Source organism: Streptomyces albicerus (assembly GCF_008905045.1).
In the GTDB taxonomy this organism is placed as follows: Bacteria; Actinomycetota; Actinomycetes; order Streptomycetales; family Streptomycetaceae; genus Streptomyces; species Streptomyces albicerus.
Window position 1 is genome coordinate 1 of the sequence record NZ_VWMY01000076.1, and the last position, 21760, is coordinate 21760.

The window sequence follows — 21760 nt, forward strand, 5'->3', positions numbered from 1 at the left end:
GTGGACGCGACCCACTTCAGCAAGGTGTTCAAACAGGCCTACGGAATCTCGCCTCGCGCCTGGCGCGACCAGAACCACCCCCGCTCCTCCGCGTGATGGCCTCCGCGCGCCCGCGTTTCGCATGACCGACCAGGTCAGGGTTTCGCCAGTTCGGCGCGGATCTGGGGCAGCACCTTGGTGCCGAGCAGTTCGATGGCGCGCAGGAAGTCGCGCTGGGGCATGCCGCCGACGTCCATCTGAAGGATCTGGCGGGTGTGACCGAGCAACCCGTGCAGGTGGAGGATGCGGTCGGCGATCTCGTCGGAGCTGCCGACGAAAACCATGCCGTCGGGGCCGTAGTTCGCGGCGCGGCCGGCGCGTGACGGGGCGGGGCGGCCCAGTTCGGCCATGCCCTCGGCCATCATGCGGTGCTCGTACTCCAGGTAGGTCGACCGGGCCCGGGTGCCGGACTCGGCGACGAACCCGTGCATGGAGACCGCGATGTCGGCTCGCTCGGCGGGGTGGCCGGCCTCGGCCCAGGCGGCCCGGTAGGCGTGCCCGTATCGCGCCCAGTGCTCGGGGGTGCCGCCGAGGACACCGAGGAACATCGGCAGCCCGAGCTCGACGGCGCGGTACACCGAGTCCGGGCTGCCGCCGGTGCCCAGCCAGATCTTCAGCGGCTCCTCGGGGCGGGGGAAGACGGTGACGTCCTGCAGCGGCCGCCTGCGGTGGGGGCCGCGCCAGGTGACGTTCTCGCCGGCGTTGACCGCCATCAGCAGGTCGAGTTTGGAGGCGTACAGCATGTCGTAGTCGTGCTCGTCGTGGTCGAACAGCGGGAAGGTGATCGTCGAGGATCCGCGTCCGGCGACCAGCTCGATACGTCCGGGAGCGAGGGACGCGGCGGTCGCGAGCTGCTGGAACACCCGGATCGGGTCGTCGGTGGACAGGACGGTGACCGCGGTGCTGAGCTTGATCCGGCTGGTGGAGGCCGCGGCGGCGTTGACCACGGAGGTGGGCGAGGACAGCGGCATCGCCCGCATGTGGTGCTCGCCCACCCCGAAGAAGTCCAGACCCACCTCGTCGGCGAGCTTGATGGCCTCCAGCACATCGCGGAGGGCCTGGGCGGTGGGGCCGCGGCTGCCGTCGGGCAGGCGCGGGGTGTTGCCGAAGGAGTAGACGCCGAGTTCCAAGGTCATGGCGGGAGTCCTGGCTTCAGTTGCTGATGGCGGGCATGGCCCGCCGGTAGCGGGTGTCGGTGAGCTGCGCGACGAGGAACGCGGCGATGTCGGCACGGCTCATGGCGGAGCCGACCTTGTCGTGGCCGAGGAATCCGGAGCGGATACGGCCGGTGGCGGGTTTGTCGGTTGGGTTGGTGATGCGGGCGATGGTGTAGTCGAGATCGGAGCCGGTGACGGCCTCGGTCATGCCCTTCAGCTCGGCCAGCGCGTTGGGGAACATCAGCCCGGCCGCGACGGGCAGTACCTTGTGCTTCCAGTGCGGCTTGTCCTGCGGATCGGCCAGTGAGGGCGTGGCCAGCCCGATGAACCGGGCCACCTGCTGCGCCTCCATGGCCTGCACGATGGTGCGAGTTCCGTCGGTCACCGCTGTGCCGGTCGTGGACCGCTTCAGGGACGGGCCGAGCGCGCTGACGACCGCGTCGGCGCCGCTGACGGCCTGCTCGACGGCATCGCGGTCGGACAGCTGCCCGGTGACGGCCGTGAGGTGGGAGTGGGTGAGGGCGAGTTTGGCGGGGGTGCGGACAAGGGCGGTGACCTGGTGGCCGTCGTCCAGGAGCTGCTGGACGACGAGGCGGCCGATGCCGCCGGTCGCGCCGAAGACGGTGACTCGCATCAGGTGTGGTTCCTCGCGGTGGCAGTCAGAAGGAAGGGATCAGAAGGAGGGATCAAAAGGACGGGGTCAGAAGCTGTACGGGCCGAAGCGTCCCCAGGCCACCAGGGCGGCCAGGATCAGCAGGACGGCGTTGAAGGCGATGGCGCCGGATTCCTTGCGGCGGGCGTGGGTGATTGCCGCCAGCACCATCACGACGACCAGGCCGGTCGCGGCCAGCGGGGTCAGCACAGGGGCGATGTCAGTCGCAGCGGGAAGGATCAGGCCGAGGGCGGCGGCGAACTCCACGATGCCGATGAAGCGGACGGTGGCCTGGGAGAAGTCGACCGTCCAGGGCAGCTGGCCGACCAGCTTGTCCTTGGGCTGGGTGGACTTCATGACGCCGGCCATGGCGAACATGGCGGCCAGCACGGCCTGCACGATCCACAAGAAGACGTTCACGTACGGATTCCTTCGGGGAGGGGACAGGGTAGGGAGGGGGCGGATGCCCCCCTGAAGCGGGGTGAGCCGGCCGGTCAGGCGTTGAACACGGCCTCGGAGCGGTCGCGGTTTTCGTGCAGGTCCCAGTACAGAGGGGCGATCTGCTCGGGCGTGGCCGTCGGGAAGCCCTCCGGGCCGCCCCCGCCGATCCACACGTTGATCGCCACGTGGGCGGCGTGCACACCGCTGCCGGCCAGTTCCTTGTTCAGGTCGATGACCCAGTTGCGCAGGGCCGCGCCGGCGGCGTTGACGTTGCCGAGCATGGGATTGGGATCCACCGAACCGCCGCCCGTGGTGAACAGCAGGGTGCCGGCGCCCGCCTCGCGCATCGCGGGAAGCACCGTGCGGGCGGCGGCGACGGCGCCGTAGAAGATGTACTCGATCTGCGGCTGCAGATCGTCCACCGTGACCTCCGAGGGGGCGACCATGGTGAGGCCGGGCTCCGGGGAGTGCGGGGCCGGGGAGTACTCCAGTACGTCGATGCCGCCGAAGCGGGCCTTCACGGCGTCCAGGGCGGCGGTCAGGGAGGCCCGGTCCAGGACGTCGGCGGTGAACGCCTCGGCGGTGATGCCTTCCTGGCCGAGCCGGCCGACCAGCGTCTGAAGCTTCTCCTTGGTGCGGGAGATCAGGGCGACGTCGAAGCCGCCGCTGCCGAAGGTGCGGGCGATGGCCAGGCCCATGCCGGGGCCGGCGCCGACGATGGCGAGAGTGGGCACGATCAGGTCTCTTTCCGTGAAGCGACGGATGTCAGGAGCAGGCGATGGCGATCTTGCCCGGGGTGCCGGCGCCGAAGGCGGCGAAGGCCTCCGTGGCCTGCTCCAGCGGGTAGGTGGCGGTGACCGGCACCCGCAGTGCGCCGGAGGCGACCTGCTCGGCCAGGGAGGTCAGGATCCGGGCGTCGGGGTTGGCCATGATCGTGTGGACGGTGACGTCCTGCCCCTTCACGGCGTCCTGGGTCAGGCCGGTGGTCGAGGCGAGCTGTCCGCCCGGCCGGAGCAGAGCGGCCAGCGCCGCGCCGTCGCCCGCCAGGTGCAGCACCGCGTCCACACCCTCCGGGGCGATCACGCGGACCTGCCCCTGAAGGTCACCGGTGAAGTCGACCACCTGCACCTCGGCGTCGGTCAGGCCGGTGACGAAGTCGGTCTGCGCGCCGGGGCGGGCGGTCGCGATCACCTTCGCGCCGCGGGCGGCGGCGAGCTGCACCGCCAGCGCGCCCACCCCGCCGGAGGCCCCGGAGATCAGCAGCGTCTCGCCCTCGGCCAGGGCCACCGCGTCCAGGCTCACCAGGGCCGTGGCCCCGGCCACGCCCAGCGCGCCCGCGTCCCCCGCCGTCAGGCCCGCGGGGATGCGGGCGACGCCGTGTCCGGCGGGCACGGTGACGTACTGGGTCAGCGACCCGGCGCCCAGGAAGGGCTTCAGCACGACACCGAAGACCGCGTCACCGACCGCCAAGCCCTCCACGCCCTCGCCCAGCGCCTCGACGGTGCCGGCGAAGTCCTGGCCGAGGACCAGCGGGTACCGGTGCTCCATGAATGCCTGCGTGTAGTCGGCGGCGATGTCGATGCCGTTCAGCGAGGCGGCGGCCACCTTGACCAGCAATTCCCCGGCCTCCGGGCGAGGCATGTCCACTTCCGTCACGGCCGGGGTCGAGGGGACGGATTCGAGCGTGGCAGCGCGCATGAAAGCACCCTTCCGTAAGTGAAACGGCCTCCCCGTTTCTACTTCCGCACAGCCTAACAACAGAACTGGGGAACCCATTCCACTTGGATAGAGTGAGGGCATGACTTCTTCCGCAGTTCCCGGCGACACCCCGGAACAGCAGCCCGGAGCGGGACTGCGCGCCGACGCCGAACGCAACCGCTGCCTCATCCTGGCCGCCGCCCGCCGCCTCTACGCCCGCGCCGGACTCGGCGTCTCCATGGCCTCCATCGCCCGCGAGGCCGGCGTCGGCCAAGCCACGCTCTCCCGCCGCTTCCCCACCAAGGACGACCTGGTCGCCGCCGTCTTCGCCGAACGCATGGACGCCTACACGGCCGCCGTCACCGAGGCACTCGCCGACCCCGACCCCTGGCACGGCTTCACCGGCTACCTGCACGCCATCTGCGCCATGCAGGCCGCCGACCGCGGCTTCGCCGACGTCCTGACCATGGCCTTCCCCACCGCCAAGACCCTGGAAGCCCGCCGCGCAGAGGCGTACGACCGGCTGCTCGAACTGATCACCCGCGCCAAGAACACCGGGCATCTGCGCGACGACTTCACCGACCAGGACGTCGTCATCCTGCTCATCGCCAACGCCGGAGTCGTCACCGCCACCGGCGACGCAGCCCCCGACACCTGGCGCCGCCTCGTCGCCCACATGATCCGCTCCTACGCCGCGCCCGGCGCCCCGATCCCCCCACTGCCCCAAGCGCCGCCGCCCACCGCCCTCTACCGCGCCATGGTCCGCCTCTCACGAGGCCCGGGCACCGCCTAGGGCGGCGGCCTCGGCCCGTAGTACGCGTTCGCGCGAGGTCCTCGCCGACGGCGGTGGAACTCGCCCAATCGGCCGGAGTGCACTCTGGGACGGGCACTCCAGGAGGAGTGCGGCAGCAGCCAGGCGCGCCGGCGTCTCGTCGGCCCCCTCACCGCGATGCCCGTGGCGTCCTCGCGCACGTCAGTGCCGGACCCGCCAGGAGCAGGCTGCCGTTCCGCTGACCGGTACGGGAACGCTCAGCACCGCGCCGGAGGCGGCAGTCGGGTTCTTCACCCCGTGCCGGGCCGTGGTGATGAACAGGCGGTTGTCGCTGGGGTGCAGACACACCGACGTGGGGTGGGGGGCCGGCACGGTCAGGGTGTGGAGCAGGCGTCCGTCCGGGTGGTACCGGCGGACCGCGCCGGCGCCCCACATCGCGACCCACAGGCAGCCCTCGTCGTCGACGGTCATGCCGTCGGGGCTTCCTTCGCCGTTCCGCAGTTGGGCAAAGGTCTCCGGGCCGCCGAAGAGGTCGCCCGAGATCGGGTCGATGCGGCAGCGGAGGATGGTTCCGACGGCTGTGTCGGCGACGTACATGGTCGTGCCGTCGGTGGTGAACGCCGGGCCGTTGGCGATGGTCAGGCCGTCGAGGACGCGTACCACCGTGCCGTCGGGATCCGTCCGGTAGAGCGAGCCCGCGCCGGGGGTGGCATCGTAGGCCATGCTGCCGGCCCAGAAGCGGCCGGCGGGGTCCGCGACGCCGTCGTTCATCCGGCTGGGGACCGGGGTGCGGTCCTCGGGGCGGTCCAGCCATTCCACTGCGCCGTCGGCGGTGAGCAGGGCGATGCCGGTGCCGACGGCGGCGATCCAGACACCCGGCCGGTCGCTCACCGGGGCGACGGCGCCCAACGGCACGGCGAGCCGGGCCAGTTGGCGTGGAGCCGCCGGTCCGGTGTCGTCGCGCATTTCGAAGAGCCGGCCGCTGAGGATGTCGACGTACACGTACCTGCCGTCCACCCAGCGGCCGCCCTCGGCGAGTTCGTACCCTCCGTCCACGACGACTGTCGCGGGCACTGCCGTTGATGTCACGTTCGGTCTCCTGAGTCAGCGAATCGTCGTGCCGTCCGGCTGGTCGAACAGGCCGAGTTCGTCCTGTGTCGGCAGGCCTTCCCAGTCGCCCCGGGTGGCGACGGCGAAGGCCGCGGTGGTGACGGCTCGGTGCAGACGGGCCGGGAGGTCCACGCCGTCGAGGAGTCCGGACAGGTATCCGGCCACGAAGGCGTCACCCGCGCCGACCAGGTCGACGGCGTCGACCTGTCGCGCCGGGCAGTCGGTCGCCCCGTCGGCGGTGAAGGCCGTCGCGCCGCGTGCGCCACGTTTGACGACCACCTCTCTGACGCCGGCGGTCAGCACACCGCGCGCGGACTCGGACTCGTCTGCGGCCGGCCGCTCCAGCACCAGCGGCAGCTCGTCCTCGGAGGCTATGAGCAGGTCGGTGTGGGCCAGCAGCGGTCGCAGGACCGTGCGGGCGCGGTCGGAAGTCCACAGCCGCGAGCGGTAGTTGACATCGAGGCATACCGTGATGCCGGCCTCGCGAGCGGTCGTGGCGGCGGCCAGGGTCGCCTCGGCCGCCGACGGTCCGAGCGCCGGGGTGATGCCGGTCAGATGCAGGACGCGGGTTCCGGGGGCCAACGCAGGCAGTACGTCCGCCGGGGAGACGGCCGAACCCGCCGAACCGGCGCGGTAGTAGCTGACCCGCGTCAGCGTGCCCAGGCGGGGTTCGGTCAGCAGCAGTCCGGTGGGCCGGCCGGTGTCGTCGGTGACCGCGTGGGTGGTGTCGATGCCCTCGGCGCGCAGAGTGCGCAGCACCAGGGCGCCGAGTTCGTCCGCACCGACCCGGCCGGCCCAGCGCACCCGGTGCCCGAGCCGGGCGAGACCGATCGCGACGTTGGACTCGGCTCCCGCGACGGACAGGCCGAGGCTGCCGCCGAGCCGCAGCGCGCCGTGGGCGCGGAGCGCCGCCATCGTCTCGCCGAAGGTCACCACCTCGGGTGAAGCCTGTGCCGTCACGGCGTCTCCCCTGCGGCCACCTTGCGGAACACGGCCGCCCGGGCGCGGAGTCGGTCCAGGTCGCCGCCGTCGGCCGCATCCCCGACGAGGGGCGAGCCGACGCCGACGGCGAGGGCGCCCCGGTCCAGGTAGTCGCGGGCGGCCTGCGCGTCCACTCCGCCGACGGGCACGAAGGGCACGTCGGGGAACGGGTCGCGCAGGGCCCGCAGATAGCCGGGTCCGCCGAGGGAGCCGGGAAAGAGTTTGATCGCGTCGGCGCCGCGTGCGAGGGCGAGTTCGATCTCGCTCGGTGTCAGGGCTCCCATCAGCACGGGTACGCCGTACGGTTCCAGCCCGTCGACCAGGGCCGGGGTGACGAGGTAGGACGCACCGGCGTCCACGGCGCGGGCGGCGTCCGCGGCCGTGCGCACCGTTCCGGCGCCGAGGAGTGCGTCGGGGCCGAGTTCGGCGCGCGCCTGCCTGATGACGGTCAAGGCGTCGGCGGTGGTCAGTGAGACCTCGACGGCGGCGATGCCCTCCTCGGCGAGGGTGCGTAGGGTGCGCAGGGCGGCGGCGGGGTCCTTGCCGCGGACGATCGCCAACAGGCGGTGGGCTCGGAGCGATTCCACCAGGTTCATGGGAGCGTGCTCTCCTTGGGCGTGGGGTGCGGGGGTCGGCCTGACAGTGGTCACCATTCGGTGAACGCCCCGTCGGCGCCCCGCCATACGGGGTTGCGCCAGCGGTGTCCGGTCTCGGCGGCGCGGCGTACCGCCTTCTCGTCGATCTCGACGCCGAGACCCGGGCGGGAGCCGACCACGGCGTATCCGTCCTGGAATCGGAAGGGTTCGGGGTCCATCACGTACTCCAGCAAGTCGCACTGCTGGTTGTAGTGGATGCCCATGCTCTGTTCCTGGATGAGGAAGTTCGGTACGGAGAAGGCGATCTGGAGGCTGGCGGCCAGGGAGATCGGGCCGAGGGGGCAGTGGGGGGCCATGGCGACGTCGTACGTCTCGGCCATGGCCGCGATGCGGCGGACTTCGGAGATGCCGCCGGCGTGCGAAAGGTCGGGCTGGGCGACGGCGATGCCGCTGGCCAGTACCTCGCGGAAGTCCCAGCGCGAGTAGAGGCGTTCGCCGGTGGCGAGGGGGATGCTCGTGGACTCCACCAGGCTGCGCAGGTTGCCCGAGTGTTCCGGTGCGACGGGTTCCTCGACGAACAGCGGGTGCAGTGGTTCCAGCAGGGGCAGCAGGCGGCGTGACATGGCGGTGGAGGCCCGGCCGTGGAAGTCGACGGCGATGTCCCGTTCGTCGCCCAGTACCTCGCGGACGGCCGCGACACGTTCGACGACCTCGGCCGTGCGGGCGGGGGTGTCGATCGGGGCGAGTTCGGCCGAACCGTTCATCTTCACGGCGGTGAAGCCCGCCTTCATCTGTTCCTCGGCCAGCTCCGCGACGTCGCTTGGGCGGTCCCCGCCGATCCAGGCATACATGCGGACGCGGTCACGTACCGGGCCGCCGAGGAGGCGGTGCACCGGGACGCCGTAGGTCTTGCCGGCGATGTCCCACAGTGCCTGGTCGATGCCGGCGACGGCACTGGAGAGGATGGGGCCGCCACGGTAGAAGCCGCCCTTGGTGAGCACCTGCCAGTGGTCCTCGATGCGCAGCGGGTCCCGGCCGACGAGGTAGTCGGCCAGTTCATGGACCGCGGCGCGTACAGTCTCGGCGCGTCCCTCGATGACGGGCTCGCCCCAGCCGGTGACGCCCTCGTCGGTGGCGACGCGCAGGAACAGCCAGCGCGGGGCCACCAGGAACGTCTCAAGTCCGGTTATCTTCAAGGAGTTTCCTTCGGCAGCGTGTCGGTCACGACGTCGTCCCCGTCTCCCCCGTCCGTCCCCTCCCGCACGGCCGCCAGGTCGTGGGAGGCCTGCGCCAGGAGTGACTCGACGGCGGTCACGGCGGCGTCCGGATCACCGGCTTCGACCGCGTCCAGCAGTTCCTGGTGCACGGGGATGGAGTCGGAGAAGTGCCGGGCGCCGTGCACGATCCGGTCACGTACGCGCAGACCGGCCTCGATGACGACCTCCATCCGGCTCAGCAGTTCGTTGTGGGCGGCGTCCAGCAGGGCCCGGTGGAACGCCAGGTCCGCCTCGACCATCGCGTCCGCGTCCGCCCCGGCGGCCGCCATGGCGTCGAGCGCGTGGCGCATCGCGTCCAGGTCGGACGCGGTGCGGCGGGTCGCGGCGAGCCGGGCTCCGGCGGGCTCGACTATGGCGCGGACCTCGGCGAGATCCTCCAGGAAGCCGTCGGTCGGATCGCTGCTGCCCTGCCAGCGCAGCAGGTCACTGTCGAGCAGGTTCCAGTCGGCTCGGGGCCGGATGGTCGTACCGCGTTTCTGCTTCGACTCGAGCAGGCCCTTGGACGCCAGCACCCGCATCGCCTCGCGCACCACCGTCTTGCTGACGCCGAGCTCCGTCTCGAACTTGACCGGGTCCACCACGGAGCCCGGCGGGTAGTCGCCGCGGATGATGCGCCGGCCCAGCTCCTCCACCGCCTGGCCGTGCAGCCCCTTAGGGGGATGGGTCACCACGTTCTCCGTTTCCGTTCAGCTTCTGTTCGCGGCGGCCGCGCACGGCTCACCGCTCGGTGCATGCCACTCAGGAGGACTCCTTCATGACGCTCCATCCTCCATCGACCACGAGGCCGGCTCCGGTCACATAGGAGGCGTCCGCCGATGCCAGGAAGGCGACGGCAGCCGCCACCTCCTCCGGCTGCCCGAACCGTTTGGCCGCCGTGGCCGCCACACTGCGCGCCCGGTCGGACTCCGGGATCCCCTCCCACGCGGCGGTCAGGATGGGTCCGGGCAGCACCGTGTTGACCCGGATGTCCGGCCCGTACTCGGCGGCCAGTTGGCGCCCCAGCGAGCACAGTGCACCCTTCGCGGCAGCGTAGGCGGCGTGGCCCGGCAGGCCGATGACCGCGTGCACCGAGGAGGTGAGGACGACGGACCCCGAGGCCTCGCGCAGCATGGCCGCGAAGGTCTTCATCCCGCGCCAGGCCGGCTTGAGCAGGACGGCCATCTGACCGTCCCACTCGGCCTCGCTCAGCTCGTGGGCGGGCTTGTTCAGTTGGGCGAAGGCACTGCTGTGCAGCACGTCCAGCCGCCCGTGACGCTCGTCGACGTGACGGGCCAGGTTCTCCCAGTCGGCGGCCGAGGTCACATCGCAACGTACGTACTCCGCGCGTCCTCCGCTGTCCTCGATGCCTGCGGCGAGCGCCTTGCCCGCCGTGTCGTCCACGTCCGTGACCACGACGGTCGCGCCCTCGGCCGTGAGCCTTCGAGCCGTGGCCGCGCCTATCCCGTGTGCGGCGCCGGTGATCACCGCCACTCGCCCCGCCATCCTGCGGCACTCCGTCATCGCGTGTGTCTCCCCTCTGATGCCTGCACCCACCATAGCTGTTTCAATTAATTATGAATATATCTTGACGGCGTGGCGATGACGCTCCAAGACTGACCGGCATGCATGAGGCACCTTCAGTACCGATCGACAGCCGGCGGCACCTGCGCCCGGCCGGGATCGCCTTCGGCGGCGACTACAACCCCGAGCAGTGGCCCGAGGAGGTGTGGGCCGAGGACGTCGCGCTGATGAAGGAGGCAGGCGTCTCCATGGTGACGGCCGGGATCTTCTCCTGGGCCAAGGTGGAGCCCTGGCCCGGGGAGTACGACTTCGCCTGGTTCGACCGGGTCATGGACAACCTCGCCGGGGCAGGTGTGGCCGTATGCCTGGCCACCATGACGGCGTCCCCGCCTCCGTGGCTGTCCAGGCTGCACCCCGAGATCCTCCCCGAGACCGCCGACGGCCGCCGCATGTGGCCCGGCGGACGCCAGCATTACTGCCCCTCCAGTGCCGTGTACCGCAAGTACGCCGCGCGCCTGGTCGAGAGACTGGCCACCCGGTACGCCGACCACCCCGCGCTGGAGATGTGGCACATCGGCAACGAGTACGGGTGCCACACCCCGCAGTGCTGGTGCGACGAGTCGGCGGCCGACTTCCGGCGCTGGCTGGCAGACAGGTACGGCGACATCGAGGCGCTCAACGACGCCTGGTCGACGGCCTTTTGGGCACAGCACTACGAAACCTTCGACGAAGTGCTGCCACCGCGGCTCGCGCCCACCTTCCCCAACCCGGCCCAGCAACTGGACTTCGCCCGGTTCTCCGACGACGCGCTGCTGCAGTGCTACCTGACCGAGAAGGAGGTGCTGCGGCGGATCACACCGGACGTGCCCGTCACGACCAACTTCATCGGCGTGCACAAACCCGTCGACGCCTTCCGGTGGGCCGCCGAGGAGGATGTCGTCTCGGTCGACGTCTACCAGGATCCGCACGACGAGGACACGCACATCTCGGCGGGTTTCATCTTCGACGTCACTCGCTCCGCCCGCGCCGGTCAGCCGTGGATGCTGATGGAGCAGGCCCCCAGCGCGGTGAACTGGCGTGACCGCAACGGGCCCAAGCCACCAGGGCGGATGCGGCTGTGGAGCTGGCAGGCGGTCGCCCAGGGCGCGGACGCGGTGCTGTACTTCCAGTGGCGCCAGTCCCGGGGCGGCGCCGAGAAGTACCACTCGGCGATGGTCCCGCACGGCGGCACCGACACCCGTACCTTTCGCGAAGTGCGCGACCTGGGCCGCGAGTTGGCCTCTGTGCCGCAGATCGCCGGCACACGGTCCACCGCCGATGTCGCCCTGGTGCTGGACTGGAACAGCTGGTGGGCCCTGGAGCTGGACTCGCACCCGTCCACCGCACTGGACCAGATGGACATCACGCTCGCCCACTACCGGCCGCTGTTCGAAGCGGGCATCGCCTGCGATGTCGTACCCCCCGATCGCGACCTGTCCGGCTACCGCCTCGTCGTCGTGCCCAACCTGTATCTGCTGAAGGAGCCGGACGCCGAGCGACTCACCGAGTTCGTACGCGGCGGCGGCCAGCTGCTGGTGTCGTTCTTCTCCGGCATCGTCGACGACTGCGACCGGGTGCACCTGGGCGGATACCCCGCGCCGCTGCGCGAGGTACTGGGCCTGCACGTCGAGGAGTTCTGGCCGCTGGCGGAGAAGGCGACGGTCGACGTCCGGCACTCGGACGGCACGGTCAGCCGCGCCGACCTGTGGTCGGAGACCGTCGTGCTCGAAGGGGCACAGACGGTGGCCGAGTTCGGCCCGGGGCCGCTGGCCGGGCAGCCGGCGGTCACCCGCCACTCCTTCGGCGAAGGACAGGCGTGGTACGTCGCGACGCGTCTCGCACCCGAGGCCATGCGGGCCCTGACCGACGACGTGTGCCGTACGGCGTCGGTCGGGCCCGTCCTTCCCGGGCTTCCCGAGCACGTCCAGGCGACCGTGCGCGAAGGCGACGGCGGACGGTTCGTCTTCCTGCTGAACCACGGTCAGCACGAGGTGCAGATCAGGCTCCCCGCGCCGATGACCGACGCCCTGGCCCAAGGGGCTGCTCCCACCGACCGCGTCACGCTGCCGGGAGCCGGAGTAGCCGTACTGGTCGAGCCGTAGACAACTGATCGAGCCGTAGACAAAGGGACGCAAGGAACACAAGGACAGACACGCATACCTCACCACCATCGCGGAGGTCAGTGCTCGGGTGGGGTGTCGGGGCACTCGCCGCGCTCCCGGCCCTCACCGCCTGCGGCGAGACCGTCGGAGCCGCCCGCACGACCCGGCAGAACCCGACACGCCCCGGCCAGAAGGTAAGACTCGTCTTCTGGACCTGGGTGCCGATGCAGAACACCGTCGACCTGTGGAACCGGACGCACCCCGACATCCACGTCGAGATGCAGACCATCCCCCAGAACGTGCAGGGCGGCTACCAGAAGATGCACGCCTCGCTGACGGCCGGGAACCCCCGGACCTGGCGCAGGTCGAATACCACGAGCTTCCCGGCTTCATGCTGGTCAACGGCCTGACGGACCTGAGCGCATACGGTGCCGACGAGCTGCGCGACAGCTACGTGCCGTGGCAGTGGGACCAGGGTGTCTTCGACGGGCGGGTCCGTACCATCCCGCAGGCGTCGGGCCCGATGGGCCTCTTCTACCGCAAGGACCTCTTCGAGAAGTGGGGCATCGAAGCGCCCGCCACCTGGGCCGAGTTCGAACAGGCCGCCCGCGTGGTCAAGGCCCGCGGCGGCGCCCGGCTGTGCACGTTCGCGCCCAACCAGCCCAGCTGGTTCGCCGCGATGTGTTGGCAACGTGGTGCTCGGTGGATACGGACCGAAGGCGACGACTGGATCGTCGACATGGACAGCGACCTTTCGCGTGAGGTGGCCGACTACTGGGAGCGGATGGTCCGCGACGACCTCGTGTTCGTCGGGCCCGACATGTCCAGCGCCTGGTTCAGGCAGGTCCAGACCGGACAGATCTCCGCCTGGGTCAGGCCGCAGTGGGGCGATGCCATGCTGCGCAGCAACGCACCGGGCACCAAGGGGAAGTGGCGGGTCGCTCCCCTGCCGCAGTGGACTCGGGGAGAGAACGCCTCCGCCAACTGGGGCGACCCGCTACGACAAGACCCCGGAAAGCTACTTCGCCGGGCTTCACCTGCGTGCCTCGGTGATCTGGATCAAAGACCTCACCCGAACCAGAGCCGAGAGCCGCGCAGGTCGTCGAGGGACGTAGCTTGTCGGGATCGCAGTTGCGGGCTCTCAGCGGCAGCTGCATTCCCGGATGTCGGGAGTGCGGTGGCCCGCTGCCGCCCGGGGAGTGGGGATTGTGCACCACCGGCGCGGTGTCGGCCCGCGGGCTCAGGTGAGGGCGGTCGCCAGGCAGGCGAAGGCGGCGATGATGACGGCGACGCGGACGTAGTGCCAGCGGTCCCAGCGCTTCATCTGCTCCTTCCAGTCGGCCGGCCGGCTGCCGGCGGTCCACGTCTTGACCCGGTTGTTGATCGGGACGAGCACCAGGATCGACATGAGCACGCTGACGATCAGCAGCGCGGCGGCGGTCACGACGAGGCCGGTGCCATCGTCGTCCCATCCGGCGACGGCCCAGACCCCGACTAGGACGAGCGAGCCGATGTACCAGAACGGCATCACGGCGCCGCCCAGTCGGGCCCCATGGACGCGGCCGCGCAGGCCGTTGTCGCCGGGGAGTGTGTTGAGGATCGGGTTGCTGAAGAAGGGGACGGAGAACTCCACCCCCACCATCACGCCGACGACCACGGTGGTGACGACCTCGAGTGCATTGAGCATGACGACCCCTCGTGATATCTAGCATCGCTAGCTGATGAGGCAACGCTAGTACTGCTGCCGCTCGCTTGTCTAGCGATGCTAGGATCGAATCATGTCGGTACAGGAACGCAAGCAGCGCGAACGGGCGCAGCGTGAGCGCCTCATCGTGGCCACGGCCCGCGAACTCGCCGAGCAGCAGGGCTGGGACGCGGTCACCACCCGGCGGCTCGCCGAACGCATCGAATACAGCCAGCCCGTCCTCTACAGCCACTTCCGCGGCAAGCGCGAGATCATCGGCGCCGTCGCTCTGCAGGGCGCTTCCGAGATGGCCGTGGCGATGCGGGCCGCGACCGCCGCCGCCGACGGCCCCCGCGCCCGGGTCACCGCGCTGGCCCGTGCCTACCTCGCCTTCGCCGAACGCCATCCGGCGGTCTACGACGCCCTGTTCCAGCTCGACGGCGGCCTGGCGTACGCGCAGGAGGACACCCCCGAACCGTTGAAGGACGCCTTCGCCGCGCTGCTGGAGTGCCTCAGCGAGGTCGCCGGGGACGGCGTGCGCCCGGAGCTGTTCACCGAGACGTTCTGGGCGTCCCTGCACGGACTGGCCACCCTGACCCGAGCGGGACGGCTCCCGCCGGAGGACACCGAGCGCAGGACGGAGCTGCTGGTGGACCGACTCGCCATGCTCTGACGCACCGTCCTGGATGGCACACGGCCGGGGTCCTCGGGCCCCGCTGCCTGCCTGCGACATCGCTTCCGGTCGCTCGCGCCCACACGGCGCAGCCGCAGATCGCCGGCCCCGTACCCCCGACGGGGCACCCGGCCCGGAAGCTGCGGTGCTCATTGATCACGACTCGATACGCGCCCGAGTACGCAGTCATACTTCGCGGTGGGTGGAGTTCTCCCTCTGGGAAAATCGCCATGCTCAGGCTCCGGGACGAATATGTGATGCGGGCCGTGTTGGCCGGCCCATAGGGTTGCGCCCATGCCGACGGCTGCCTCGCCTTTGTCCGCGTATCCCCCGTTGAACGTGCAGGTGCACACGCCCCGACTGTCCTTGCTAGGGGCGACAGATGAGCTCCTGGAGCGCTTGGTCCCGACGGTTCGCAAAGGCGTGGTCACGCAGCCTCCGTGGCCTTTTGACGATCCGATGTCCCTCTATGAGGAGAGCCCGCAGCGCGAGTGGGGCTGGCTTCGGGGGGTGTGGTCGGGCCGAGGCCGGGTCAGCGCGAGCCTTTGGCGTCTGTACTTCGTCGTGGTCATCGACGGCGAGCCGGTGGGCATGCAGGATCTGATCGGCATCGACTTCGCCACGTTTGGAACGGTCACCACATTCTCCTGGCTCAGCCCGGACGTGCGGGGCGGCGGCTTGGGCAAGGAGATGCGGCAGGCGGTGCTGCATCTGGCCTTTGATGGGTTGGGGGCCCGTGAGGCGAGCAGCGACGCCTTCTTCGACAACCATGCCTCGAACCGTGTCTCCCAAGCTCTGGGTTACGTGCCGAACGGCGTCAGCTGGGACACCCGGCGCGGCGAGCCGGCGGAGATCACACAATGGAGGCTGACCCGCGAGCAGTGGATCAAGCGGCGGCGCGAGGACATCGAACTCGTCGCCGTTGGCGACTGCCTGCCAGTCCTCGGGATCGACCCGCCACCAGCTGACTGATCACCAAGCCACCCAGGGCAGACGCGCGCTCTCCTCGCGTGGGCCGTCAGCCTCACCTTTGCCTGGATCGACACCAGAGCTGACTACCTCACAACAATATTCAGGGTCTTCCCAGAGGAAGAGCTACACCCCTTCGCGATCTGGTTCGACGCGGGTGGATGGGACCGGACCCTGCGAGGTGCTGGGCATGCCTTTCTTCAGGAACTGGCCGGTGACCGCATCCGCGTGGAGTCCGCGGGGCCGGAGCCGGACGAGCGGGTCAACCCGCTGGTGGTGCGGGCGATGGCTGAGGTCGGCATCGACCTGTCCGGCCGCACCCCTCGGCAGCTGACCGAGGAGACCGTCGGCGCCAGCGAGGTCGTGGTGACCACCAGCGGCGCGGACGCCTGCGCCACGCTGCCCGGTCAGCGGCACGTCGACTGGCCGGTGGAGGACGTCGCAGGCAAGGACCTGGACGGCGTCCGGGCCATCCGCGACGACATCCGGGCCCGCGTCGAACGCCTGGCCACCGACCTGACACCGCGGCCACGCGATCAGTGACAACGGCCCGACCCGATACGCCGCGCAGGACGGCAGAGACTCAAGACACAGGCGGCGAGAGGCACTCGTGTGCAGGAACGCCGTGATGTCGCACTCTCCGGCGCCGCGATGACGGTACAGGATGTCCGTATCCGATATCCCCCACGCGGAGGTCCCGGCCCATGACGCCGACGAGCACCCGGCGATTCCGGCTGGTCCAGACCCGGGCACCCGGCGCCGTGATTCTCATCCGGCTGTACGTGGGCGCCGTGTTCCTGTCCGAGGGGATCCAGAAGTTCCTCTACCCGGACGCCCTGGGCACCGGCCGGTTCGACAAGGCAGGCATCCCCGCGCCCGGCTTCTTCGCCCCATTGGACGGCGTCCTCGAAATCGTCTGCGGGGCGCTGATCCTGGCCGGGCTGCTCACCCGGCTCGCCACCGTCCCCATGATCGTCGACATGGTGGGTGCGCTGCTCATCACCAAGCTGCCGATCCTGTGGGGCGACGCCCCGCTGTTCGACGGCGCCGGCGGCTGGTGGGACTTCGCCCACGAGTCCCGCACCGATCTCGCCCAGTTGTGCGGCAGCCTGTTCCTGCTCCTCGTCGGCGCGGGCGCCTACTCACTCGACGCCCGCCTGCACACCAGCCTCTCCGGCGCACCCGCCGCGCCCCTGCCAGCCCGACGCTGACCGGACGGCGTCGGGCTCAGGTGGGAGCCTCGCCCCCGAGCACCTCGCGCGCCAGTTCCGCCAGCGCCTTGCGGTCCTCCGCCAGCGCCTGCTTCCTGACCTCGGTCGCCTTGTACACCGCCGCGTGCGGCCGTCGACCACCCGCTGTTCGGACGTCAGCAGGCCGTCCGCCTCCCGCCGGCCGCCGCGGCGGCGGCCGTGCGGGCATGGCGTGCCGGGGGTTTGACCGCGGTCTGCGCTTTCAACGACGAAGTGGCGTTCTGGGACTTCCCTGCTGGGCAGGGTCGGCAGCGCGGCGACTCGGCGGCCGTGGCCGTGGCTGTCCGGCAGTCTGCCTGAGCCTCCCCGGAACCGCCGTCGCATCGCTCACTCCCCGCTCAGGCGCGGGTCGACATGGATCTTGGGGCCGGCTCCCGCACCCGCGGGGCGATCACCGGCGAGTATTGACCCGACCTGGTCCAGGCCCACGGTCGCCCCCACCAGGGGCCGGGGATCCACGAGCCCGTCCGCGTACGCGGTGACGGTCGCGTCGAGGGCGGGAGACGCCGAGAGCACACCGACCGCGGTGACGTCCTTGAGCGCGAGCGTGCGGGTGTCGATCCGGCTCGGTTCACGGCCCAGACCGATGTAGACAACACGGCCACCCGGCTCCACCAACTCCAGTGCCAGAGCGGGCAGTTGGGAAGCGTTGGAGGCGTCGACGACCGCGTCGAACGGAAGGTCCGGGAGGGTGTCCTCCCGCCAGAGCCGCTCGAACCCGAGGCGGCCCGCGAAGTCCAGGGAACTCTGTGTCTCGCCCATGAGGTGCACGTCGGCGCCCATGGCCCGCGCGAACATCGCGACCAGCAGCCCGATGGTTCCCGGACCGAGGACCAGTACCCGTTTGTTCCGGTCCGGCGCCGCGGCGCGGGCCGCGCGCAGGGCGTTGCCGCCGGGTTCCACCAGGGCGCCGAGCACGGCGTCGACGGATGCGGGAAGGGCGTGCAGCGAGGAGGCCGGTACGGCGACTTGCTCGGCCAGTGCTCCCGGCCGGGGCCCGCGGACGCCGAGTTCCTCCCGCTGCTCGCACACGTGCTGCTGACCGCGTGCGCAGCGGCGGCATGTGCCGCAGCCCAGCATGGTGTCCCCCGTGACGCGCCGCCCCAGCCAGCCGACGTCGACGCCCTGCCCGACGGAAGCGACGCGGCCGGACCATTCGTGGCCCAGGCGCAGCGGGTAGGCGGCCAACCCCTGGTGCAGGTAGGCCATGTCGCCTGTGAACAGCTCGACGTCGGTGCCGCACACCCCGACCCGTTCGACGTCGACCACAACCTCGCCGGGTGCCGCGGACGGCTTCGGCAGGTCCTGGACTTCGTACGTGCGAGGACCCGTGAGGACGAATGCGCGCATGACGCGCGCTCACCGGGGCCCGACGGCGCGCTGGCGCTGTGCGCCGAGCCCGCTGATGCCCAGCTCCATCACGTCACCGGGCTTGAGCCACACCGGCGGGTCGAAGCCCATGCCGACGCCGGGCGGGGTGCCGGTGTTGATGAGGTCGCCGGGCTCCAGGACCATGAACTGGCTCAGGTGATGCACGATGAAGTACGGGTCGAAGATCATCGTTTTGGTGTTGCCGTTCTGGCGGCGCACCCCGTTGACGTCCAGCCACATGTCGAGCGCGAAGACGTCGTCGATCTCGTCGGCGGTCGCGAGCCAGGGTCCGGCGGGGTTGAAGGTCTCGGCGGACTTGCCCTTGGCCCACTGCCCGCCGCGTTCCAATTGGAAGGCGCGTTCACTGACGTCATTGACGACCAGATACCCGGCGATGGCGTCGCGTGCTTCCTCGGCCGATTCCAGGTAGCTGGTGCGCTTGCCGATGACGATGCCGAGCTCGACCTCCCAGTCGGGCTTGGTGGAGCCGCGCGGGATGCGCACATCGTCGTTGGGACCGACGAGGGTGTTGGGCGACTTGGTGAACAGGATCGGTTCGTCGGGAACCGCCATCCCGGATTCAGCCGCGTGGTCGCGGTAGTTGAGGCCGATGCAGAGAATCTGGTGCGGGCGCGCGATGGGGACGCCGATGCGCATGAGGTACACGGGCTCAATCTCCAGATTCGGGTGGGCAGTTCAGGAGTAGGGGCGGGCTGGCCCGGTCGGCCGCGATCTCACCGGTCGGGGCCTGGGAGCTGACGCTTCAGGGGAGCGGTTCTCCCAACGGGCCGAGTCAGGGAAGCGGCTCGCCCAACGGGCCGAGCAGCCCGCGGACTTCGTCGTACGCGCCGACCAGCGCGTTCAGCGGCGTGCGATAGGTCAGCGCGCTGATGCTCACCGCTCCGGACGGGGCCGTCGCCGAGGTTGCGTACACGGGCAGCGCCAGGCAGTTGACACCGGGTTCGTTCTCCTGGTCGTCCAGGGCGTAACCCCGCTCCCGTGTGGTCTCGAATTCCTGGTGCAGTGCGGCGGCCGTACAGCGCGTCAGCGGGGTGCGCCGCTCCAGAATGCCGTCGCCGATCCAGGCCTCGACGTCGACGAGGGACCTCAACTCGTGGGCGAGCAGCAGCTTTCCGACCCCGGTGGTGTGCGCGGGGTTGCGGCCCCCGACCGTGGAGGTCAGGCGGACGGCGCCGGTGGGCGGGTCGACCTTGGCGCGGTAGACGACTTCATGGCCGTCGAGCACCGCATAGTGCACGGTCTCGTTGAACCGCTCGGCCAGCGCCTCCAGGACGGGGCGTACGCGGACATGCTCGGGGCGGGCCTCATGGTGCGCGAAGGCCATCCGCAGGAACTCGTCACCGAGCAGGTAGTGCCCCCGGGCGTCCTGGTCGGCGAGACCCGCTCGGCGCAGGGACTGCAGGGCGCGGTGCACGGTCGGCTTGGGGCTGGCGATCACGCGCGTCAGCTCCTCCAGGCCCGCGCCGTCCGGGTGACGCGCGAGTTCCTTGAGGACGGCGAGCACCCGATCCGAGCCCACAAGTCCCTTACTCTCGCGCCCAGTTGAACGAGGTGTCGGGGGCTCACCCTTCTTGCTGCCGGGGGCTTTCGGTCCGTCGAACGTCTGCGTATCGTCCATGACATTCCGGAGATTAGACCGCCGTACCGACTATTGGAAAGAGTCGCGTGTGAAGCTCCGAAGCTCACAGTGGTACACGGGCCAGGACCGCAACGCCTACATCCACCGGGCCTGGATGCGCCGGGGCGTACCGGACGACGCCTTCACCGGCCGCCCCCAGATCGCCATCGCCAACACCGCGTCGGACCTGACCCCCTGCAACGCCCACCTGAGCGAGGTCGCCGCCTCCGTCCGCAACGGCGTGTACGAAGCGGGCGGCATCCCGCTCGACCTGCCGGTGGTGTCCCTCGGCGAGACCCAGATGAGGCCGACCGCCATGCTCTGGCGCAACATGGCCGCGATGGCCACCGAGGAGATGCTCCGGGCCAACCCCCTTGACGGAGTGGTCCTGTTGGGCGGGTGCGACAAGACGATCCCGTCGCTGCTGATGGCCGCCGCGTCGGTCGACCTGCCCGCGGTCGTCGTACCCGGCGGCCCGATGCTCACCGGCACCTTCCGGGGCAAGCCACTCGGCTGCGGCACGGATGTGTGGAAGCTGTCCGAGGAAGTGCGCGGAGGCACGCTCACCCAGGAGGATTTCACCCGCTCCGAGTCGGCGATGATCCGCAGCCGCGGCCACTGCAACACCATGGGCACGGCCTCCACCATGGCCCTGGTCGCCGAGGCCCTCGGCGCCGTCGTGCCGGGCGTGGCCGGAACTCCCGCGCCCGACAGCCGCCTGCTGCAAGCCGCACACGACACCGGTCGCCTCGCCGTCGAGATGGTCGGCGCCGACCGCCGCCCCGCAACCTTCCTCACCAAGGCGTCCTTCCACAACGCGATCGTCGCCCTCGCCGCCATCGGCGGCTCCACCAACGCCGTCGTCCACCTCCTCGCGATCGCAGGCCGCCTCGGCATCGACCTCACCCTCGACGACTTCGACCGGATCGGCTCGCGCGTCCCCGTCCTCGTCGACCTCCAGCCGGCCGGCCGGTTCCTCATGGAGGACTTCCACCGCGCCGGCGGCCTGCTCACCGTCCTGCGTGAGGTCCGCGACCTGCTCGACCCCGACGCCCTGACCGTCACCGGCCGTCCCCTCGTCAACTACCTCGACGACGCCCCGACATGGGACACCGAGGTCATCCGCACCCGCGAACAACCCCTGCTCGCCGAGGGCGGCATCGCCGTCCTGCGTGGGAACCTCGCCCCCGACGGTGCCCTGATCAAACCGGCCGCCGCTTCCCCACACCTCCTCCAGCACCGCGGCCGGGCCCTCGTCTTCGACTCCATCGAGGACTTCCACGCCCGCATCGACGACCCCGACCTGGACGTCGACGCCGACTCCGTCCTCGTACTGCGCGGCTGCGGTCCCAAGGGCTACCCGGGCATGCCCGAGGTCTCCAACATGCCCTTGCCGAAGAAGCTGTTGGAGCAGGGAGTGCGGGACATGGTGCGGGTCTGCGACGGCCGCATGAGCGGCACCGCGTACGGCACGGTGGTGCTGCACGTGGCCCCCGAAGCAGCAGCCGGCGGGCCGCTCGCCCTCGTCCGCACCGGGGACGTCGTCAGCCTCGACGTCGCGGCCCGCCGCATCGACCTCGACGTATCCGAAGACGAACTGGCCCACCGCACCCCGAACAAGACCACCCTCGACGGCTTCGCCGCCCCGCGCCGCGGCTGGGAACGCCTCTACGTCGACCACGTTCAACAGGCCGACACCGGCGCCGACCTCGACTTCCTCATCGGCTCCAGCGGCTCCGACGTCAGCCGCGAATCCCACTGATGGGCACCGGGAGTTACGGGTCCATCCACCCCGGTCGACAGCCCTCTG

The 21760-nt window shown here is 70.6% G+C and carries 24 protein-coding genes and 1 pseudogene; 10 read left to right on the forward strand and 15 right to left on the reverse strand.

Going from position 1 to position 21760, the window contains the following annotated elements:
- Nucleotides 1-96, forward strand: a 96-nt coding sequence (locus GAS53_RS44935; protein ID WP_151483565.1) for an AraC family transcriptional regulator, incomplete at its 5' end; no start/stop codon positions are given.
- A gap of 38 nt (nucleotides 97-134) precedes the next feature.
- Here the strand turns inward: GAS53_RS44935 and GAS53_RS44940 are convergent.
- The 5 genes from GAS53_RS44940 to GAS53_RS44960 all read right to left on the reverse strand — a co-directional run bounded on the left by GAS53_RS44940 (nucleotide 135) and on the right by GAS53_RS44960 (nucleotide 3987).
- Nucleotides 135-1175 (reverse strand): LLM class flavin-dependent oxidoreductase, encoded by a 1041-nt coding sequence (locus GAS53_RS44940; RefSeq protein WP_151483566.1) that lies wholly within the window; start codon nucleotides 1173-1175, stop codon nucleotides 135-137.
- A 16-nt stretch (nucleotides 1176-1191) separates the two neighbouring features.
- A complete protein-coding gene (locus GAS53_RS44945) occupies nucleotides 1192-1830 on the reverse strand; it encodes an NAD(P)-dependent oxidoreductase (RefSeq protein ID WP_151483567.1) in 639 nt (212 codons plus the stop codon).
- Between the two features lie 66 nt (nucleotides 1831-1896).
- Nucleotides 1897-2268, reverse strand: coding sequence for a DoxX family protein (locus GAS53_RS44950; protein ID WP_151483568.1), 372 nt, complete (start codon nucleotides 2266-2268; stop codon nucleotides 1897-1899).
- A 74-nt stretch (nucleotides 2269-2342) separates the two neighbouring features.
- Nucleotides 2343-3023, reverse strand: a complete 681-nt coding sequence (locus GAS53_RS44955; protein WP_151483569.1) for an SDR family NAD(P)-dependent oxidoreductase — start codon at nucleotides 3021-3023, stop codon at nucleotides 2343-2345.
- Nucleotides 3024-3054: 31 nt separating this feature from the next.
- Complete coding sequence (locus GAS53_RS44960) at nucleotides 3055-3987, reverse strand: NADP-dependent oxidoreductase (protein ID WP_151483570.1); 933 nt, start codon at nucleotides 3985-3987, stop codon at nucleotides 3055-3057.
- Between the two features lie 100 nt (nucleotides 3988-4087).
- Between GAS53_RS44960 and GAS53_RS44965 the strand changes: the two genes are divergently transcribed.
- Nucleotides 4088-4780, forward strand: a complete 693-nt coding sequence (locus GAS53_RS44965; RefSeq protein WP_151483571.1) for a TetR/AcrR family transcriptional regulator — start codon at nucleotides 4088-4090, stop codon at nucleotides 4778-4780.
- A 180-nt stretch (nucleotides 4781-4960) separates the two neighbouring features.
- Here the strand turns inward: GAS53_RS44965 and GAS53_RS44970 are convergent, their stop codons facing one another.
- The 6 genes from GAS53_RS44970 to GAS53_RS44995 all read right to left on the reverse strand — a co-directional run bounded on the left by GAS53_RS44970 (nucleotide 4961) and on the right by GAS53_RS44995 (nucleotide 10205).
- On the reverse strand, nucleotides 4961-5848 hold the full coding sequence (locus GAS53_RS44970) for an SMP-30/gluconolactonase/LRE family protein (RefSeq protein WP_151483572.1): 888 nt from the start codon (nucleotides 5846-5848) through the stop codon (nucleotides 4961-4963).
- A 15-nt stretch (nucleotides 5849-5863) separates the two neighbouring features.
- Nucleotides 5864-6784, reverse strand: coding sequence for a sugar kinase (locus tag GAS53_RS44975; RefSeq protein ID WP_263974227.1), 921 nt, complete (start codon nucleotides 6782-6784; stop codon nucleotides 5864-5866).
- 41 nt (nucleotides 6785-6825) lie between these two features.
- Nucleotides 6826-7446, reverse strand: coding sequence for a bifunctional 4-hydroxy-2-oxoglutarate aldolase/2-dehydro-3-deoxy-phosphogluconate aldolase (locus GAS53_RS44980; RefSeq protein WP_151483573.1), 621 nt, complete (start codon nucleotides 7444-7446; stop codon nucleotides 6826-6828).
- 50 nt (nucleotides 7447-7496) lie between these two features.
- Nucleotides 7497-8642 (reverse strand): galactonate dehydratase, encoded by a 1146-nt coding sequence (dgoD, locus tag GAS53_RS44985; RefSeq protein WP_151483574.1) that lies wholly within the window; start codon nucleotides 8640-8642, stop codon nucleotides 7497-7499.
- The gene (locus GAS53_RS44990; RefSeq protein WP_151483575.1) at nucleotides 8639-9394 is read right to left on the reverse strand and encodes a FadR/GntR family transcriptional regulator; all 756 of its coding nucleotides are present in this window, start codon (nucleotides 9392-9394) and stop codon (nucleotides 8639-8641) included. Before GAS53_RS44990 ends, dgoD begins: the two co-directional genes overlap by 4 nt.
- Before the next feature lie 67 nt (nucleotides 9395-9461).
- Complete coding sequence (locus tag GAS53_RS44995; protein ID WP_225859494.1) at nucleotides 9462-10205, reverse strand: SDR family NAD(P)-dependent oxidoreductase; 744 nt, start codon at nucleotides 10203-10205, stop codon at nucleotides 9462-9464.
- A gap of 119 nt (nucleotides 10206-10324) precedes the next feature.
- Between GAS53_RS44995 and GAS53_RS45000 the strand changes: the two genes are divergently transcribed.
- The 3 genes and pseudogenes from GAS53_RS45000 to GAS53_RS45005 form a co-directional block, all read left to right on the forward strand.
- The gene (locus GAS53_RS45000; protein ID WP_151483577.1) at nucleotides 10325-12364 is read left to right on the forward strand and encodes a beta-galactosidase; all 2040 of its coding nucleotides are present in this window, start codon (nucleotides 10325-10327) and stop codon (nucleotides 12362-12364) included.
- An 80-nt stretch (nucleotides 12365-12444) separates the two neighbouring features.
- Nucleotides 12445-12774 (forward strand): hypothetical protein, encoded by a 330-nt coding sequence (locus tag GAS53_RS57155; RefSeq protein WP_225859495.1) that lies wholly within the window; start codon nucleotides 12445-12447, stop codon nucleotides 12772-12774.
- Nucleotides 12720-13295: pseudogene (locus GAS53_RS45005) on the forward strand (ABC transporter substrate-binding protein); the annotation flags it as partial. The gene GAS53_RS57155 and the pseudogene GAS53_RS45005, both read left to right, overlap by 55 nt.
- Before the next feature lie 309 nt (nucleotides 13296-13604).
- Here the strand turns inward: GAS53_RS45005 and GAS53_RS45015 are convergent.
- A complete protein-coding gene (locus GAS53_RS45015) occupies nucleotides 13605-14051 on the reverse strand; it encodes a DUF1772 domain-containing protein (protein ID WP_151483579.1) in 447 nt (148 codons plus the stop codon).
- Nucleotides 14052-14142: 91 nt separating this feature from the next.
- Here GAS53_RS45015 and GAS53_RS45020 point away from each other — a divergent pair, with 91 nt between their 5' ends.
- The 4 genes from GAS53_RS45020 to GAS53_RS45035 all read left to right on the forward strand — a co-directional run bounded on the left by GAS53_RS45020 (nucleotide 14143) and on the right by GAS53_RS45035 (nucleotide 16901).
- On the forward strand, nucleotides 14143-14721 hold the full coding sequence (locus tag GAS53_RS45020; protein WP_151483580.1) for a TetR/AcrR family transcriptional regulator: 579 nt from the start codon (nucleotides 14143-14145) through the stop codon (nucleotides 14719-14721).
- Between the two features lie 294 nt (nucleotides 14722-15015).
- Entirely contained in the window at nucleotides 15016-15693 is a 678-nt protein-coding gene (locus GAS53_RS45025) for a GNAT family N-acetyltransferase (protein ID WP_151483581.1), read from the forward strand.
- 219 nt (nucleotides 15694-15912) lie between these two features.
- The gene (locus tag GAS53_RS45030) at nucleotides 15913-16233 is read left to right on the forward strand and encodes an arsenate-mycothiol transferase ArsC (protein WP_404829411.1); all 321 of its coding nucleotides are present in this window, start codon (nucleotides 15913-15915) and stop codon (nucleotides 16231-16233) included.
- Nucleotides 16234-16394: 161 nt separating this feature from the next.
- Nucleotides 16395-16901, forward strand: coding sequence for a DoxX family protein (locus GAS53_RS45035; protein ID WP_151483583.1), 507 nt, complete (start codon nucleotides 16395-16397; stop codon nucleotides 16899-16901).
- A gap of 366 nt (nucleotides 16902-17267) precedes the next feature.
- Here GAS53_RS45035 and GAS53_RS45045 read toward each other — a convergent pair whose 3' ends face one another.
- The 3 genes from GAS53_RS45045 to GAS53_RS45055 form a co-directional block, all read right to left on the reverse strand.
- Nucleotides 17268-18290 carry a zinc-dependent alcohol dehydrogenase gene (locus GAS53_RS45045; RefSeq protein WP_151483584.1) on the reverse strand — a complete coding sequence of 341 codons (1023 nt, stop codon included), beginning with the start codon at nucleotides 18288-18290 and terminating at the stop codon, nucleotides 17268-17270.
- Nucleotides 18291-18299: 9 nt separating this feature from the next.
- A complete protein-coding gene (locus GAS53_RS45050) occupies nucleotides 18300-18968 on the reverse strand; it encodes a fumarylacetoacetate hydrolase family protein (protein ID WP_225859499.1) in 669 nt (222 codons plus the stop codon).
- Between the two features lie 136 nt (nucleotides 18969-19104).
- Nucleotides 19105-19851: an IclR family transcriptional regulator gene (locus GAS53_RS45055; protein WP_225859496.1), complete on the reverse strand. Its 747-nt coding sequence runs from the start codon at nucleotides 19849-19851 to the stop codon at nucleotides 19105-19107.
- A 148-nt stretch (nucleotides 19852-19999) separates the two neighbouring features.
- Here GAS53_RS45055 and GAS53_RS45060 point away from each other — a divergent pair, with 148 nt between their 5' ends.
- Nucleotides 20000-21712 carry an IlvD/Edd family dehydratase gene (locus tag GAS53_RS45060; RefSeq protein WP_151483586.1) on the forward strand — a complete coding sequence of 571 codons (1713 nt, stop codon included), beginning with the start codon at nucleotides 20000-20002 and terminating at the stop codon, nucleotides 21710-21712.
- Nucleotides 21713-21760 lie beyond the last annotated feature (48 nt).